Genomic DNA, 15452 nt, shown 5'->3' with positions numbered 1-15452 from the left:
AAAATTTCTTTTTAAGTGCTTAGAACTAGCTTAAGCGCTTAAAAAGAAATTTAACACTCTAGCTTAAATTTATCCTTTTTTGGTGCTTGGCAAATTTTAAAAGGATAATAAATGAAAAAACTACTTCTCTCTTCTTTAGTTGCTCTTGGTCTTAGTGTAAGTGCAAATGCAGCTGACAAGTCAAAAACAATAATCGTCGGTGCTACACCTATCCCACATGCTGAAATTTTAGAGGTTGTAAAGCCTATTTTGGCAAAAGATGGCTATACGCTTGAGATCAAAGAATTTAACGACTATACCACGCCAAACCTTGCAACAGAAGATGGCGATTTAGATGCAAATTTCTTTCAGCACCTTCCATATTTGGACGAATTTAATAAAAACAAAGGTACTCATCTTGTAAAAACAGTTGGCGTTCATCTTGAGCCAATGGGAGTTTATTCTAAAAAGATAAAAGACATCAAAGATCTAAAAGATGGTTCGACCGTATCTATCCCAAATGATCCGACAAATGAAAGCCGTGCTTTAGATATCCTTGCAAATGCTGGACTTATTAAGCTAAACGATAATCCACTAAAAACTCCGCTTGATATAGTTGATAACCCTAAAAAGCTTAAATTTGAAGAGATCGAGACTGCTCAAGTGCCAAGAACGCTTGATGACGTTACTATTGCAGTTATCAACACAAACTATGCTCTAAATGCTAATCTTAATCCGGTAAAAGACGCACTTGTGCTTGAAAGCAAAAATAGCCCATATGTAAACTATGTTGTAGTAAAGTCTGGCAACGAAAATAGCCCTAAAATAAAGGCTCTTGATAAGGCTATTAACTCATCAGAAGTTAAGAAATTTATCGAGATCAAATACAACGGCGCTATTCTTCCAGCGTTTTAATTAAAATTTTAAATAAGCGACGTAAAAGCTTTTACCTTTTTAGCGTCGCTTAAACCAAATAAAAAAGGAAAAACAATGAAATTTATCAAACTTTTAACCGCATCTTTAGTTGCTCTAAGCCTTCACGCAGCCGACAAGGACCATACCATAGTTGTTGGCGTTTCGCCAGTACCACACGCTGAAATTTTAGAATTTGTAAAGCCAAAGCTAAAAGATAAAGGCTACGACCTTGTTATCTCTGAAATTTCAGACTACTCTATCCCAAATGTCGCCACAGAAGATGGCAGTTTGGACGCAAATTTCTTTCAGCATTTACCATATCTTGAGGAGCAAAACAAGGCTAGAGGCTTACATCTTGTAAGTGTTGCAAACGTGCACGTCGAGCCACTTGGCTTTTACTCTAAAAAGATAAAAAACATAAAAGAGTTAAAAGATGGTGCAAAAGTTGCGATCGCTTATGATCCATCAAATGGCAATAGAGCACTTAGAATTTTAGAAAAAGCTGGTCTTATCGAGATCAATAAAAACGTAAAAGTTGCAACTATAAATGACATAACTAAAAATTCTAAAAATTTACAGTTTGTAGAGCTTGAGGGTGCTCAGATACCAAGAACGCTTGATGATGTCGATATCGCTGCCATTAGTACAAATTTCGTCCTTGATCTTGGCATGAGCGTGGCAAAAGACGCACTTTTGCTTGAGGATGCCAACAGTCCTTACGCTAATATCATCGTCACAAAGGCTGGCAACGAAAATAACCCTAAAATCAAAGCTTTAGTTGATGCGGTACTTAGCCCTGATACTAAAAATTTCATCATTACTCGCTATAAAGGCGAAGTTATACCTGCATTTTAAAAATGGGGCGAGCTTTCGCCCCATTTTGTTTCTACTTTCATCTTGTTTTATAAGCTACAAACTCTCTTTATTTTTTGCCAATAAGCTTAAGCTATGCTTTGCTAAAATGGCTCACTTTAAAATTTTTCAGGAATTTAAATGCTACATGATGTTATTGATTTTATAGTTGCAAGTGTAAGTAGCTGGGGTTATGCTGGCATATTTGTCATGATGTTTTTAGAAAGCTCGTTTTTTCCATTTCCAAGCGAGGTAGCGATGATACCTGCTGGCTATTTGACACATAAAGGTGAAATGAGTTTAATTTTGGCCTTTCTTGCAGGTACACTTGGAAGCCTGCTTGGAGCTATTTTTAACTATTATCTTTGCTACTTTTTTGGGCATGAAATCGTTTTAAAATACGGCAAATTTGTGGGAATCACTCACGAAAAAATGGATAAATTTGAGGCATTTTTCAATAAACACGGCGAAATTTCTACATTTAACTCACGTCTGATTCCTGGCATTCGTCAATACATCAGCCTACCAGCCGGACTTGCTAAGATGAACATTTTTAGATTTTGCCTATTTACCACGCTTGGTGCTGGGATTTGGTGTGCTGTTTTGCTTGGAGTTGGCTATTTTTTAGGCTCAAATCCTGATAAACAGACACTTTTAATAATCACGATCTCTCTTTTAGCTGTAGTTGCAGTAATAAGCGTGGTCTATATAATAAAGCAAAGAAAAGGCTAAATACATATAAAAGTATGTAAAATTTAATGTATTTTCTAAAATTTGGCTCAAGGTTTTAGCTAAATTTAGTCTAGTAAATCTCTCTCATCTTCTCTAATCTAGCTAAATTTCTTGAAATTTTATCTAGCTCAAATTTACTGAATACTTCATTACCAGAATAGAAAAATCTAACTTTTGGGGCTTTATTTAAAGTAGAAATTTTTAGTCCAATCTCACTTATAAGTCGGTTTATTGTCCCTTCGTTGCCATCAATTATGCTTATATTTGACGGCAAAATTTCTCTTAGGCTATCTTTAAAATAGTTAAAGTGCGTGCAGCCAAGCACCAAAAAGCCAAATTTGCTTAGATCAAATTTAGCTAACTCTTCTTTTAGATATGATTTTACGTTTTTGGTATCAAATTCCCCATTTTCAGCAAAATTTACAAGGCGCGGTAGAGCAAGTAGCTCAGTTTTATCTTTTGCGTGTAAATTTGCGATCAGCTCTTTTAGTTTTGCACCATTTACGGTGACCGGGGTGGCTATGACAAGCGTTTTTAAGGCATCATCATGGCTTAAGTCATGAGCCTTTTTTACGGCTGGCTCCATGCCAATTATAGGTACATTTAAATTTGCTCTAAGCTCTTTTATCGCTACGCTTGTTGCCGTGTTGCAAGCCACTACAACGGCGTTTGCGCCATTTTCTATGAGAAATTTCACCGCATCAAAGCTAAATTTTAAGATCTCATCCCTGCTCTTTTGTCCGTATGGGACATTTTTAACGTCTGCGTAATATAAAAATTCATGCTCGCTAAGCTTACTTAAAGCTTCATTTAAGACACTCAGTCCGCCAAGCCCCGAGTCAAATATACCTATCTTCATGCCCATCCTTAAAGCCTACAATTATAGCAAATAATATCTTTGTAAGCCGTTTTTTATTATACTTTGGCACTTTTTAAACTTGGAGTTAAATTTTGGCAGTTGATAAGATCATTTTCTATCTTTGTTCGACTTTGATCGCTATAAGCATTATTTTTTCACTATCTTTGCCAGTTTTTACGGTTTTATTTTTTAATTACGACGAGTTTCACTTTTTCATCCGCCAGTTTATTGTTGGTTGTATCGGAATTTTCATTATGTGGTGGCTTTCTAGGCTCAATCCTGAAAAGACGCTTGTTTGGATAGGGTTTGGCCTTCTTATATCTTGCGGTATTGCCATGGGGCTAATGCATGCATTGCCAGCTTCAATGGTGACTGACGCTGGTGGTGCTAGGCGTTGGATCAGGCTACCTGGCTTTTCGCTAGCTCCAGTTGAGTTTTTTAAAATCGGTTTTGTCTACTTCTTGGCTTGGAGTTTTACTAGAAAATTTAGTGAAGGCAAAAGAACCTTGCTAGATGAGATTAAGATACTTATGCCTTATATTATTCTTTTTGGTGTTGCTATCTTTCTTATCGCTGTTATGCAAAATGACCTTGGTCAAGTGGTTGTGCTGGCACTTACATTTGTAACGATGGCACTTTTCGCAGGAGCAAGTGCAAGACTTTTTAGTATAGGTATCTTAGGAGCTGCTTTTGTTATGACAGTAGCGATAATCAGCTCTGAGCATAGAATTTTACGTATAAAATCATGGTGGGGCACGATACAAAATATGGTACTTTCTTTCTTACCTGACAGTGTTGCAGATGTATTAAGAGTAGCTGATGCGCCAGAGCCATATCAAATTTCTCACTCATTAAACGCTATAAAGCATGGCGAATTTTTCGGCGAAGGGCTTGGCGCTGGTATCTTTAAGCTCGGCTTTTTAAGTGAGGTCCATACTGACTTTGTATTAGCTGGTATCGCTGAAGAGGTCGGTGTATTTGGTATTTTGTGTATTGTAGCTATATTTATAACGCTACTTTATAGAATTTTTAGAATTTCAGCTAGAAGCGAAAATAAGGTCTATCATCTATTTACGCTTGGTGTCGGGCTTATCTTATCGTTTTCATTTTTAATGAATAGCTATGGTATCACATCGATCACGCCTATCAAGGGTATTGCTGTGCCATTTCTTAGTTACGGCGGTAGCTCCGTGCTTGCGATTTGTATCGGTATCGGCATGGTTTTGATGGTTAGTAAAAGGGCAAAATTATGATTGTTATTTGCGGTGGAGGCACTGGTGGGCATTTAGCGATCGCAAGGAGCTTTTGCGAGGAGCTAAATAGACGAGATATTAAGCCCATTTTTATTGGTTCAACTAGTGGGCAAGATAAATTTTGGTTTGAAAATGACGAGAATTTTTTACAAAAATTTTTCTTACCAAGCAGTGGCGTGGTAAATAAGAGAGGCTTTGCTAAACTAAAATCACTAACAAATATCGTAAATCTTGCTTTAAAATGTAGAAAAATTTTTAAGCAAAATGACGTTAAGGCAGTCATTAGCGTTGGTGGCTATTCAGCAGCTCCAGCGGCCATTGCAGCCATTATCTCAAAAGTACCGCTTTTTATCCACGAACAAAATGCTGTAATGGGCAAACTAAATAAGATTTTAAAGCCTTATGCAAAAGGCTTTTTTAGCTCTTATAATGAAGCTTCACCCTACCCTTACCCTGTGGCAAAGAAATTTTTTGATAGTGCAAGAGTGAGAGAGGAGCTAGAGACTATTTTGTTTTTGGGCGGCTCGCAAGGTGCAAAAGCGATAAATGAACTAGCTATAAATTTAGCTCCATATCTTAAAGAAAAAGGCATAAAGATAATTCATCAATGTGGTAAAAATGGCTTTGATGAACTTAAAAAAAGATATGATGAACTTGGCTTTAATGAAACGAATTTAGAAATTTTTGAATTTAGTAAAGAGATAGAAAATAAGATGAGCAAGGCTGACCTTGCCATATCAAGAGCAGGAGCTAGCTCGCTTTGGGAGCTTTGTGCAAATGCTTTGCCATCTATCTTTGTGCCATTTCCTTATGCTGCTGGCAATCATCAGTTTTATAACGCTAAATTTTTAAAAGATAAAGGCATTGCTGAAATTTGCTTGCAAAATGGAGAAATTTTAAACAAAGACGAAGTTATAAGAATGATAGAAAATTTTGATCTAAACAAAAGCAGTAAAGCTCTAAAAGAGATTCTTTTGCCAAATGGAGCAAAAGAGATAATTGATAGAATTTTAAACTAGCTCCTCGCCTATCGCACAAGCTTTTAGTTCTTTTAGCTCAAAGATTAAGTAGTGATAAATAAGCTCATTTGTATTTAAAATTTTTGCACTAAAGACTGGTTTTATCATAGTTATTATCTTATCAGTTATACCCGCGATCTCCACTAGTAAAAGCTCATCTTTGCGTTGTTTTGCAGCCTTAATACAATTATAAAAGAACGTATAAATTATCTTAAAATTTTGCAAAATAACATTTGAAACAATCCTAGAATGAATATGCAAAACATTATGTATACGCTCTTGTAGAGTATTTAGCTCCGCAAGTAGTGATTTTATTTGAGTAGTATCTGTTGTCCTAGAAAAGAGATTTTTTGCTTTATTTTTGTTTTGTATTTGATATTCTGCTACTAAAATTTCTATTATATTTAAAATGGCGACATAGCTCTCTTGTAAATTTTCATTTGCCTTAAAGCTCACACCGTTTTTCTCAATTTTATAGTTTAAGCTTCTCTTTATCTGCTCCAAATAAGTACTAATGTTTTCATAATAGTCCTCTGTATTGAAGACACTTTTAAAGAAATCGCTTTCACCTTTTAAATTTGCAAGCTTTTTTTTAAGTTCATCAGCGTTTTTATTAAACTCAACAACCCCAACTGCCAACCCGATCTCGTGCTCACTATTTTGTTCTAATGCTGTCAAACTTTCTTTTAGTACCGAAATTTGTTTTTGAATATTTTGAAAATCCATTTTTTCTCTTTTAATTTTTTTGCTTATTTTACTATAAAAATTATGAAGTTTGTCATTAAGAATTAAAAAGATGGTGCGCCCGAGAGAATTCGAATCTCTGACCTTTTGAACCGCAATCAAATGCTCTATCCAGCTGAGCTACGAGCGCACAAGAAAGTTAAGTCGAGATATTAGCCAAACTTTCCTTAAAGAAAAATTGTATTCATTTTAATTTTATAACTGTTTTAGTAAAATCCGATAAAAATAAAAGGAGTAAAAATGAATGATTTTTTCGATAGTTTAAAAGAGATAAAAAAAGAACTTACTAAAGAGCAAGGTGAGATCAAAAAAACTCAAAAAGAAGCCGTTTCTCATACAAAAGAAGAGGCGATCTCGTATAAAGAAAATAAACTAAAAAACGAATTTGCCGAGTACATTAAAGGCCAAGATATAAGAAAAATATAAATTTGGAATGCTTATTGCTAAAACATGTAATATTTTATGTGGAGTAGGCAATGAAAGTTACGCAAACATTAGAATCTCTAAGTATTTTAACTGATAATGACACTTTGTTTCGTGAGCTTAGAGATATGATAAGCAGAAATTTTACAAAAATTTTATCTAATAAAAATAAGGTTATTTCGTTTTATGAAGAGAGCGAAATCCCACAACGCAAGTGCTTTTTAAAATTTATAAAAAAACTTTATGAAAAGCAAAGCGATGATAAGCTTGATATTCGTTTTGCAAACTATAAAACCATAAAGCTTGGCTTTGTTCAAAAAAATGCCCTAACTCCAGTCATTAGCCTAAACGTAAATTTTGTAAAAAATGAAGTCGAATTTGAACTAAAAGATGCACTTTGCAGAGATTTTGCTAGCTACATCAGCGAGAGTCTAGTAAAAAGTAATGTTACTTTTAGCAAAAATGATGATTTTTTAAACATCACCATCTCAAATGACAACGACATAAACACATTAAATAAACTACTCTACAAAAGAAGCTATCCAAAATTTAGCGTAAATTTTATCTATGATGAAAAAGACTACAGAGCCTTTAAACAAGGCATAAAAATAAAAAGCTCATCTAAATTTGTAAGCAGATTTTCTGTGCTTGCAAATTTACTTGAGGAAAATTTTGAGATTTTGGGTTGCAGAAAAAATGATGACTTTGAAACCATCAGACAAAGCTACCTTTCGCTCGTAAATATCTATCACCCAGATAGGCATGCCAACAAAAATCCTCTCATACAAGAAGAATATGCAAAGAAATTTAAAAATATTCAATCTGCTTATGAAAGCCTAAAACCATACTTTAAAAATCAAGAAAATTTTGTGATGGTTGGCTAGAGCACGGCTTGTCACAAGGGCTATTAAAGAGAGCAAAAATGAATGGTGAAATGTTTAATATATGCGCCATTATTGTTGCCGCAAAGCAGGCCATAAAGTCAAATTCTTCTATCCTGTATAATGGCACTAACTACGAAAATAGTATAAATTTTCACTTTCTCTCAGGCCATAGGGCAAATGGCGTAAATGAGTGGTTTGAGCACGCATTAAAACTTGGATTAAGCGATGTAAGACTTACTGCAAATTTAACTGGCTCATCAGATGAACGTTTATTGCTTAGCTTTTCAAACTCTACCGCAAAATCGATCATTTGTATTTTTAAAGAGCACATGAGCTGCTTCGTGCCCTACTGGAAATACAACAAAAATCAAAGAGGCTGGGACATAATATATAAAGAATTTGGTCTTGAAAAAGATGTAAATTTAGAAAATTTTAGTGACAACACAGAGGCTTTTATGGACACACTTACCAAGATAGCAGCCTTTGCAGATGAGATAGAGTGTGAGAATTTTGGTGAGTGTTTTCGCAGGGCATTAAAATCACTTAGATCTTCAAGCAATGATGATCAAAAGATATTTAATGCACCGCTTATGCCAAAGAAAAATTTAGCTCTTTTTGCTGCGGCAAGCTTGGCTGATGTCTTTGGCGGTATGGGCTCTTGGAACGACGATGCAGCAGGCATGGCACAATATAAAAAACGTGGCAAAGAGTACGAAGAGATTAGTAACGAGCTTTTTACGCAGATGCGTAAGGCCATACTTTTTGCTGTAAATGAGTGGTAGTTAGCCGTTTATCTGATAGACTCTTTTTCGCTGGCTTGAGCTACCGATGTTTAGAATTTTGCGGTATTTTGTGATAGTTCGGCGAACGATTTGGATGTTAAATTTAGCTTGGATTAGCTCTTGAATTTTTAGATCAGAAAGTGGCTTTTTGTGGTCTTCATTTTTGATAAGCTCTAGCAAAAATTCCTTTATCGCAGCATTTGAAGTCTCCTCGTCAAAGCCAGTTGAAAAGAAATTTTTAAGTGCGACCGTGCCTCTTGAACAGCTTAGATATTTGTTTGCGATCGCTCTTGAGATGGTTGAAGGGTTGCGCCCAAGCTCGTCAGCTAGGTCTTTTAGCTTCATAGGCTTTATATCTCCGCCCAAAAAATAGTCATACTGATACTCAACTATCATGAGCCCTATTTTATAAAGCGTCGCTTTTCTCATCTCAAGGGCGTCTATGAGCTCGCTCGCCTCTTTTATACGTGAGCTTACAAAAGCCTCTTTCTCGTCTAGTCCTTCGGTATCAACCAAAATTTCTGGATAGTACTCGTCATTTATCTGCACACTTATACCACTGCTTGTGCTTAGCACGAAGATATCAGGCACCGCCTCTTTTTCATCTTCGAGATACTCAATGGCCGGGGGATTTTTAAATTTCTTTATGATCTTTAGCGCGTCGTCATAAAATTTTAGCTTTCTAAGCTTTTCTATATTTTCAAAATTTAAGATAATCTTTCTTGCGCACTCTATGATCTCATCGCTTACCTCTGCTTCGTCAAGCTGAAACAAAAAGCTCTCTTTCACATCCTTTGCGCCCACGCCACAAGGCTCAAGATGAGCAAATCTCGCTCTAACCCGCTCCACTTCGCCCTCATTAAAGCCAGTAAAAATTTCATCATCATAAGAAAAATAGCCCTCATCGTCTAAGCACTCGATGATCTTATATGCGATATCTTGAGACTTTTGTGTGGGAAAAAGTGGCGGATTGATCTGACTAATTAGCTTTTCATAGAGGCTTTCTTTATAAACACTTAAAGCCTCGATGCTCTCGCTAACCGAGTTTTTGCTAACTTGCTCGAAAAAATTTCGCTTTTTTTCGCTTTTTTCTAAATTTTTGTGTTCGATCGTAGCAAATGGGTTCTCTTTTATAAAAGGCTCAAGCGTCTCTTTTAGCTCATCAAGCCCGCTTTGAAGTATGGGAAGCCAGCTTCGCAGCGTTTGGTTTAGTTTTATCTTTGGCGCTAAAGTTTGCTTTTGCCTTAGCATCATCTACTCAAGTAGCTTAAATTCTTCGCCAAGATAGTGCGTTCTAACGAGCTTGTTGTTTGCTACTTCGCTCGCACTGCCACTTGCTAGAAGTGAGCCATCCTTGATAACGTAGGCTCTGTCGCAAATAGCTAGCGTCTCACGGACGTTGTGGTCAGTTATCAAAACGCCGATGCCTAGCTTTTTAAGGTCTCTAACGATACTTTGGATGTCGCTAACTGCGATAGGATCGACGCCCGCAAATGGCTCATCAAGCAGCAAAAATTTTGGCTTTATGATGAGACTTCTAGCGATCTCACAGCGTCTGCGCTCGCCGCCACTTAGACTAACGCCCTTCCTTAGGCGGATAGGCTCGATGTTTAGCATATTTAGCATCTCATTTACTCTTTTTGCTATCTCTTCTTCGCTTTGATTTAAAATTTCAGCCCCAAGAAGTAAATTTTCTTCTACGCTTAGTTCTTTAAATATGCTTGATTCTTGCGGTAAATAGCCAATACCAAGGTGCGCTCTTTTGTGAAGCGGGACGTTTGTGATCTTTTCATCATTTAAAAAGACATCTCCGCTAGTTGGCGAGATGAGCCCACAGATCATATAAAAAGTAGTCGTCTTTCCAGCGCCATTTGGCCCAAGAAGCCCCACCACTTCGCCGCTATTTACCTCTAAAGATATACCTTTTATGATTTCAGTTTTTTTGATCGTCTTTTTTAGATCTTTTACTTCTAGTTTATGCACTTATAACCTCGTATTTTCTACCATTTTTGCTAGGAGAAATTTTTATCATCGTATAGCTCTCGCCGTTTTTCTTTAGAGCTTTTTCTAAATTTTCATCGCCCCACTCTACTAGATGAAGCCCCTCTTCAAACAAATTTTCAAAAAGGCCATTTTTAGCCATCCCGTCAAATCCGATCTGATAAATGTCGTAGTGGTAGATATCTTTACCATAAATTTGCATCAAAGAAAATGTCGGCGACGTCACGCTCTCATCTATCCCGTGCGCCTTGATGATCGCCTTTACAAGCGTCGTTTTGCCACTTGCTAGATCGCCACTTAGTAGTACAACGCCACTTTTTGGCAGCACCCGCACAAGCCCATCAAGTTCATTTTCTAAAAGCTCAAAAACCATCAAAGCTCTTTTACATATTCGCTTTGAGTGCTTTTTGGTATGCTTTTTGTAGTTGGGATCGCTAGCACCTCGTATCTCGCCTCACGCGTTAGAAATTTGATGCTAACCACATCGCCAACCTTAACATCTTTTGCCGCTTTTGCCTGCACGCCGTTAATGCTTACAACGCCGCTTTTGCACATATCTTCGCTAACGGCACGCCTTTTGGTGATATTTACTACGTTTAAAAATTTATCTACTCTCATGCGGCGGATTTTAACAAAAATAGCCTTAAATTTTTAATCCTTTAGATATTTTAAAAGCTCTTTTAAATTTAGAGGTATGACGCTGCCATGGGTTTCATTTTTAAAAAGCTCAAAGTGAGAATTTACGCCGCTTTGCTTTAAAATTTGGGCTAGATCGCTCGCCTTTAAAATGCCAGCTTTGTCTGTTTTGCCCTTTCTCTTTTCAAGCTCACCAACGCTAAGAAAGACAAATTTGGCCTTTAGCTTCTCTTTAAATTTACCCTCACTCACGTTTTGCTTTAAAATTTCAGACTCGCCCCACCAAAGAGATGGCGAAGCGATAAAGAAATTTGAAAAGATGCCCTCATTTTTAAGCAAAGCATAAAGCGTAAAAAGACCACCAAAAGAGTGACCATAAAGGCTCTTTTGGCTATCCTGCACATTAAATTTCTCATCGATTAGCGGCACTAAATTTTTAGTTAAAAAGCGGTAAAACGCATCTGCGCCACCACCCTTGCTAAACTCCTCGCCATCCGCCTTTGGAGTGAGATCTCTTGTGCGTTTTTCTACCTCGTAGCTTTTGTCTGTGTCATATCCTATGCCTATTATTAGTGGCGCAACCTTGCCATCAAATTCATTTATGAGCATATTAAACTGGGCATTTGCATCAAGCAAGAAAAGCACATTTTTAAACTCATTTTGCTCCTTTAACTTGGCTGTGAAAATTTTATAAATTTCATCATTTGCACTCATTTTAAAGGTTGAAATTTCAAATTTACTAGCAGATTTTTGGCTAAGTGGCTCAGGCGCTTGACTAGGTCCTGCGTGCAAAGCCTGCGTCACGCCAAGCGTAAAAAGCAAAAATTTAAACACTCTTACCATTTTGCAGCGACCTTAAACCAAAATCTCCTGCCCTCTTGTGGATACCAGTAGTAATTGCCGTCGTCTGCTAGCGCCTCATCGTATCTTACTTTATCAAAGATATTGTAGGCATTTAGGCTAAGTGTTAGGTGCTTGTTCGCGTCCCAGCTTACGCCTGTATCAAATGTGAGTAAATTTTTATTATTTTCACTCACTTTATTGCCAGGGCCAAATTTCACACTAGTAAGCTTGCCCTCATAGTTTGTGGTGAAGAATGTTTTTACACTCTTAATTGGTTTATAAGCAAGTGTTGCATGAAATGCATGCTCTGGGGTTGCTGTTAGGCTTTTTGCATCAAGTCTGCCAAGATTTGTCTCACTAAATTTCATAGGGCCTCTTGGCGTATTTATCGTTGGGTTGCCAGTTTTTATCTTTGACTTATTATAGGTGTAGTTTGAGGTTAGATTTAGATTTGAAAGGATGTCGTAGTCACCACTTAGCTCCACTCCCCAAACGGTCGCACCCTCAATGTTAAAGTAAGTTCCCCAGCCAGGGCAAGTAACGTCTGGTGCATTTGTGCAAGTACCAAAAGCTGGAATTCTATTTACATTACTGCCGTCAGTATCTAGGATCTTGTCTTTAAATTCATTTTTAAAAAACATTACCGAGCCTCTAAAATCAGCCTGATTGTCATAATATGCACCAACTTCGTAAGTTATGCTTTTTTCTGGCTTTAGATCTTTGTTTCCAAAATCAACTATTTTCCAAGCATTTTGAATAGTGCCTACTTCTGGGGAGATTTGATTGCCATTTGGCGTTTTATAGCCAGTCGCCACGCCGCCTTTTAAGCTTAGCGTATCTGTGGCATTATAGACTAGGTAGGCTCTTGGCGAGAGGTGGTTGCCAAAAAATTCGTTGTGCGTGAGTCTTGAACCAAGCGTTAAAAATAGCTTCTCATCTAAAATTTGCCACTCATCCTCGATAAATCCCGCATGCTCACTCATTGAGTAACTTTTTGGATTCCTAAGACCATTCCTTGAGGCATTTGAGACGATGAAGGTCGTGCCAACATTTTGCTTACTAAAGTCATAGCCAAAAGTTAGAGTGTGTGCGCCAAAAAACGTTGTAAATTTTGAGTTAAAGTTATGATTTTTGGCTTTTGCAGGTATGAGGCTGTCAAAAAGGCTCGTTCTTTGTGTCTGATCATAGATGTAGCTAAGATCGGCATTTAGGTTATCAAATTCGCCAAGATAGCCCACGCCATAGCTCTTTTTCTCATAGTCATAGGCGTTTAGAAGTCTGTTTGTTCTAGTAGTGGCTGACTTTCCAATAGTTCTTGAGTAATCATGCCTTTCATTTGAGCCAAGGATGAAAAATTTATTGTGCTCGTCTGGTGTGATCCAGAGCTTTGCGCTTAAATTTCTCTTATCACTTTTTTGGTAGCCACCAACGTAGCCATCCTCATCTCTTAGCTTTTTATAGCCCCAAAGCTGAAGCGCTAAAAACTCTTTATAAAGTGGCAAATTCAGATAAAAGTCCCCCTGTCTACCATCACCTATGCCTTTGTGTGTGTTTATCGTAGTTGAGAGACCGACGTTGCCGCTAAATTTTGAAAAATCTTTTTTAGTGATGATATTTATCACGCCTCCAACTGCGTCGCTACCATAAAGCGAGCTCATAGGACCGCGGATGATCTCTATGCGCTCGATCGCTTCAGCTGGTGGGATAAAATTTGAGTTCATATCCCCTGCTCCGCCCTTTGGGTTTGCGCTGCTAGAATTTACTCTTTTGCCATCAATTAAAACTAGCGTTTGAGAGCTTTCCATACCACGTATCGAGATACCGCTAGCTGGACCATCCTCGCCACCTATGACATTTACACCTGGGACTTTTTGAGCAATTGAATGAAGCGAAGTAAAACTATCTTTTGTAAGCTCGTCGCCACTTATCACGCTTATGCTTGCGGGAGCTTCTTTAATCTGCTGCGAAAAGCCGCTCGCACTTACTACAACACCATCAAGCCTTGTTTCGTTATTGTCTTTATGCTCTGCTCCAAAGAGCGAATTTGCCACGCAAGCGCTAAGGCAGATGGCAATAAATTTTGTTTTTCTCACGACTATCCTTTTAAAAATTTAATTTGAAAAAGTTTGAAATTTAACAAAGTATCTTTTAAAACAATATTAATTATCATAATTTTAAATAGTAATCTTTTTTATAAAATTTTCTAAGAAAAAACTTACATTATTTATCAAATTAGTTTATTAAAAATTAATCAATTTAGGCTAAAATACGACCATTTTAACAAAAGGAAGAGCTATGAAAAAAGACGTAAAAAAAGTGGTTTTAGCATACTCTGGCGGACTTGACACAAGTATCATTTTAAAATGGCTTCAAGATGAATATAACTGCGAAGTAGTCACATTTACAGCTGACATTGGCCAAGGCGAAGAGCTAGAGCCTGCACGCAAAAAAGCCCTAGCACTTGGTGTGAAACCTGAAAATATTTTTATAGAAGATTTAAGAGAAGAATTTGTACGTGATTATGTATTTCCTATGTTTAGAGCAAACGCAGTCTACGAGGGAGAGTATCTACTTGGCACTTCGATAGCGCGCCCACTAATAGCAAAACGCCAAAGCGAGATCGCAAGACTTGTTGGCGCTGATGGCGTGAGCCACGGAGCAACAGGCAAAGGCAACGACCAAGTTCGCTTTGAGCTTGGATACTACGCGCTTGGCGACAATCTAACTATCATCGCTCCATGGCGCGAGTGGGATCTAAATAGCCGCGAAAAACTTTTGGCATATGCTGAGAAAAACGGCATAGATATCACCAAAAAACCAGGCAAAAGCCCATATTCGATGGACGCAAATTTACTTCACATAAGCTATGAAGGTCTAGTGCTTGAAGATCCAAGTCACGCACCAGAAGATGATATGTGGAGATGGACAGTAAGCCCAAAAGATGCTCCAGATAAGAGTGAGATCATCGAGATCGGCTATGAAAAAGGCGATCCAGTGAGCATAAACGGCAAAAAAATGAGCCCAGCTAAAATTTTAACCGAGCTAAACCGCCTTGGCGCAAAACACGGTATCGGCAGACTTGACATCGTAGAAAACCGCTCAGTTGGTATGAAGAGCCGCGGCTGCTACGAAACACCTGGTGGCACGATAATGCTAAAAGCTCATAGAGCGATCGAGAGCATCACGCTTGACCGCGGTGCAGCTCACTTAAAAGATGAGATCATGCCAAAATACGCCGAGCTAATTTACAACGGCTACTGGTGGTCACCTGAGCGAAATATGCTTCAAGCTCTCATCGACAAGAGTCAAGAGCACGTAAATGGCTCAGTTAAAGTCGAGCTTTATAAAGGCAACGTGACCATTCTTGGCAGAAATAGCAAAGATGACAATCTATTTAGCGAGGCATACTGCACATTTGAGGAAGACAGCGTTTATGACCAAAAAGATGCAGAGGGATTTATCAAACTAAATGCGCTTCGCTTCATCATCGCACGTAAAAATGGGCGAAAATTTGACTAAAAATAAAATTT

The 15452-nt window shown here is 37.7% G+C and carries 17 protein-coding genes and 1 tRNA gene; 9 read left to right on the top strand and 9 right to left on the bottom strand.

What is annotated here, in order from left to right; all coding sequences use genetic code 11:
- The first annotated feature begins 111 nt into the window (after positions 1-111).
- From CYP43_RS05540 to CYP43_RS05530, 3 genes are all read left to right on the top strand, one after another.
- On the top strand, positions 112-894 hold the full coding sequence (locus tag CYP43_RS05540; RefSeq protein WP_103582799.1) for a MetQ/NlpA family ABC transporter substrate-binding protein: 783 nt from the start codon (positions 112-114) through the stop codon (positions 892-894).
- A 75-nt stretch (positions 895-969) separates the two neighbouring features.
- Positions 970-1749, top strand: coding sequence for a MetQ/NlpA family ABC transporter substrate-binding protein (locus CYP43_RS05535; RefSeq protein WP_103582798.1), 780 nt, complete (start codon positions 970-972; stop codon positions 1747-1749).
- A 138-nt stretch (positions 1750-1887) separates the two neighbouring features.
- A complete protein-coding gene (locus CYP43_RS05530; protein ID WP_103582797.1) occupies positions 1888-2478 on the top strand; it encodes a DedA family protein in 591 nt (196 codons plus the stop codon).
- Positions 2479-2548: 70 nt separating this feature from the next.
- Here CYP43_RS05530 and murI read toward each other — a convergent pair whose 3' ends face one another.
- Positions 2549-3337, bottom strand: coding sequence for a glutamate racemase (gene murI / locus CYP43_RS05525; protein ID WP_103582796.1), 789 nt, complete (start codon positions 3335-3337; stop codon positions 2549-2551).
- Between the two features lie 92 nt (positions 3338-3429).
- Here murI and CYP43_RS05520 point away from each other — a divergent pair, with 92 nt between their 5' ends.
- Together CYP43_RS05520 and murG are read left to right on the top strand one after the other, a co-directional pair.
- The gene (locus CYP43_RS05520; RefSeq protein WP_021091312.1) at positions 3430-4590 is read left to right on the top strand and encodes an FtsW/RodA/SpoVE family cell cycle protein; all 1161 of its coding nucleotides are present in this window, start codon (positions 3430-3432) and stop codon (positions 4588-4590) included.
- Entirely contained in the window at positions 4587-5609 is a 1023-nt protein-coding gene (gene murG / locus CYP43_RS05515) for an undecaprenyldiphospho-muramoylpentapeptide beta-N-acetylglucosaminyltransferase (protein WP_103582795.1), read from the top strand. The genes CYP43_RS05520 and murG overlap by 4 nt, the downstream gene beginning before the upstream one ends.
- Here the strand turns inward: murG and CYP43_RS05510 are convergent.
- Positions 5601-6335 (bottom strand): imidazole glycerol phosphate synthase, encoded by a 735-nt coding sequence (locus CYP43_RS05510; protein ID WP_103582794.1) that lies wholly within the window; start codon positions 6333-6335, stop codon positions 5601-5603. The genes murG and CYP43_RS05510 overlap by 9 nt on opposite strands.
- Before the next feature lie 71 nt (positions 6336-6406).
- Positions 6407-6483 (bottom strand) — tRNA-Arg (locus CYP43_RS05505).
- A gap of 110 nt (positions 6484-6593) precedes the next feature.
- On the opposite strand from CYP43_RS05505, the gene CYP43_RS05500 reads away from it, so the two are divergent.
- Genes CYP43_RS05500 through CYP43_RS05490 form a run of 3 tightly spaced genes read left to right on the top strand, consistent with a single transcriptional unit; the run spans position 6594 to position 8442 of the window.
- The gene (locus CYP43_RS05500; RefSeq protein ID WP_054196631.1) at positions 6594-6779 is read left to right on the top strand and encodes a hypothetical protein; all 186 of its coding nucleotides are present in this window, start codon (positions 6594-6596) and stop codon (positions 6777-6779) included.
- Positions 6780-6829: 50 nt separating this feature from the next.
- The gene (locus CYP43_RS05495) at positions 6830-7660 is read left to right on the top strand and encodes an adenylosuccinate lyase (RefSeq protein WP_103582793.1); all 831 of its coding nucleotides are present in this window, start codon (positions 6830-6832) and stop codon (positions 7658-7660) included.
- A 38-nt stretch (positions 7661-7698) separates the two neighbouring features.
- Positions 7699-8442: a hypothetical protein gene (locus CYP43_RS05490; protein ID WP_103582792.1), complete on the top strand. Its 744-nt coding sequence runs from the start codon at positions 7699-7701 to the stop codon at positions 8440-8442.
- On the opposite strand, the gene CYP43_RS05485 is transcribed toward CYP43_RS05490, so the two are convergent.
- Genes CYP43_RS05485 through CYP43_RS05460 form a run of 6 tightly spaced genes read right to left on the bottom strand, consistent with a single transcriptional unit; the run spans position 8443 to position 14015 of the window.
- Positions 8443-9693 carry an RNA polymerase factor sigma-54 gene (locus CYP43_RS05485; protein ID WP_258032177.1) on the bottom strand — a complete coding sequence of 417 codons (1251 nt, stop codon included), beginning with the start codon at positions 9691-9693 and terminating at the stop codon, positions 8443-8445. It abuts the gene before it with no gap.
- 3 nt (positions 9694-9696) lie between these two features.
- On the bottom strand, positions 9697-10425 hold the full coding sequence (lptB, locus tag CYP43_RS05480) for an LPS export ABC transporter ATP-binding protein (RefSeq protein WP_072594228.1): 729 nt from the start codon (positions 10423-10425) through the stop codon (positions 9697-9699).
- Positions 10418-10816 (bottom strand): tRNA (adenosine(37)-N6)-threonylcarbamoyltransferase complex ATPase subunit type 1 TsaE, encoded by a 399-nt coding sequence (gene tsaE / locus CYP43_RS05475; RefSeq protein ID WP_103582790.1) that lies wholly within the window; start codon positions 10814-10816, stop codon positions 10418-10420. Before tsaE ends, lptB begins: the two co-directional genes overlap by 8 nt.
- Positions 10816-11061: an RNA-binding S4 domain-containing protein gene (locus tag CYP43_RS05470; RefSeq protein WP_103582789.1), complete on the bottom strand. Its 246-nt coding sequence runs from the start codon at positions 11059-11061 to the stop codon at positions 10816-10818. Before CYP43_RS05470 ends, tsaE begins: the two co-directional genes overlap by 1 nt.
- 33 nt (positions 11062-11094) lie before the next feature.
- Entirely contained in the window at positions 11095-11922 is an 828-nt protein-coding gene (locus CYP43_RS05465) for an alpha/beta hydrolase (protein ID WP_103582788.1), read from the bottom strand.
- Complete coding sequence (locus tag CYP43_RS05460) at positions 11916-14015, bottom strand: TonB-dependent receptor domain-containing protein (RefSeq protein ID WP_141089843.1); 2100 nt, start codon at positions 14013-14015, stop codon at positions 11916-11918. Before CYP43_RS05460 ends, CYP43_RS05465 begins: the two co-directional genes overlap by 7 nt.
- Before the next feature lie 202 nt (positions 14016-14217).
- On the opposite strand from CYP43_RS05460, the gene CYP43_RS05455 reads away from it, so the two are divergent.
- A complete protein-coding gene (locus CYP43_RS05455) occupies positions 14218-15441 on the top strand; it encodes an argininosuccinate synthase (RefSeq protein WP_103582787.1) in 1224 nt (407 codons plus the stop codon).
- The last annotated feature ends 11 nt before the right edge of the window (positions 15442-15452 follow it).

The organism is Campylobacter concisus, from assembly GCF_002913045.1.
Lineage (GTDB): Bacteria > Campylobacterota > Campylobacteria > Campylobacterales > Campylobacteraceae > Campylobacter_A > Campylobacter_A concisus_AP.
Note: the sequence above shows the minus strand (reverse complement) of the source record. Positions and strands in the feature narration are given on the sequence as shown.

Coding starts and splice junctions, on each gene's coding strand:
- CYP43_RS05510 (WP_103582794.1), bottom strand. CDS start 6,335: ATGGATTTTCAAAATATTCAAAAACAAATTTCGGTACTAAAAGAAAGT.
- murI (WP_103582796.1), bottom strand. CDS start 3,337: ATGAAGATAGGTATATTTGACTCGGGGCTTGGCGGACTGAGTGTCTTA.
- CYP43_RS05535 (WP_103582798.1), top strand. CDS start 970: ATGAAATTTATCAAACTTTTAACCGCATCTTTAGTTGCTCTAAGCCTT.
- CYP43_RS05470 (WP_103582789.1), bottom strand. CDS start 11,061: ATGAGAGTAGATAAATTTTTAAACGTAGTAAATATCACCAAAAGGCGT.
- tsaE (WP_103582790.1), bottom strand. CDS start 10,816: ATGGTTTTTGAGCTTTTAGAAAATGAACTTGATGGGCTTGTGCGGGTG.
- CYP43_RS05540 (WP_103582799.1), top strand. CDS start 112: ATGAAAAAACTACTTCTCTCTTCTTTAGTTGCTCTTGGTCTTAGTGTA.
- CYP43_RS05500 (WP_054196631.1), top strand. CDS start 6,594: ATGAATGATTTTTTCGATAGTTTAAAAGAGATAAAAAAAGAACTTACT.
- CYP43_RS05455 (WP_103582787.1), top strand. CDS start 14,218: ATGAAAAAAGACGTAAAAAAAGTGGTTTTAGCATACTCTGGCGGACTT.
- CYP43_RS05465 (WP_103582788.1), bottom strand. CDS start 11,922: ATGGTAAGAGTGTTTAAATTTTTGCTTTTTACGCTTGGCGTGACGCAG.
- CYP43_RS05485 (WP_258032177.1), bottom strand. CDS start 9,693: ATGCTAAGGCAAAAGCAAACTTTAGCGCCAAAGATAAAACTAAACCAA.
- CYP43_RS05495 (WP_103582793.1), top strand. CDS start 6,830: ATGAAAGTTACGCAAACATTAGAATCTCTAAGTATTTTAACTGATAAT.
- murG (WP_103582795.1), top strand. CDS start 4,587: ATGATTGTTATTTGCGGTGGAGGCACTGGTGGGCATTTAGCGATCGCA.
- CYP43_RS05490 (WP_103582792.1), top strand. CDS start 7,699: ATGAATGGTGAAATGTTTAATATATGCGCCATTATTGTTGCCGCAAAG.
- CYP43_RS05530 (WP_103582797.1), top strand. CDS start 1,888: ATGCTACATGATGTTATTGATTTTATAGTTGCAAGTGTAAGTAGCTGG.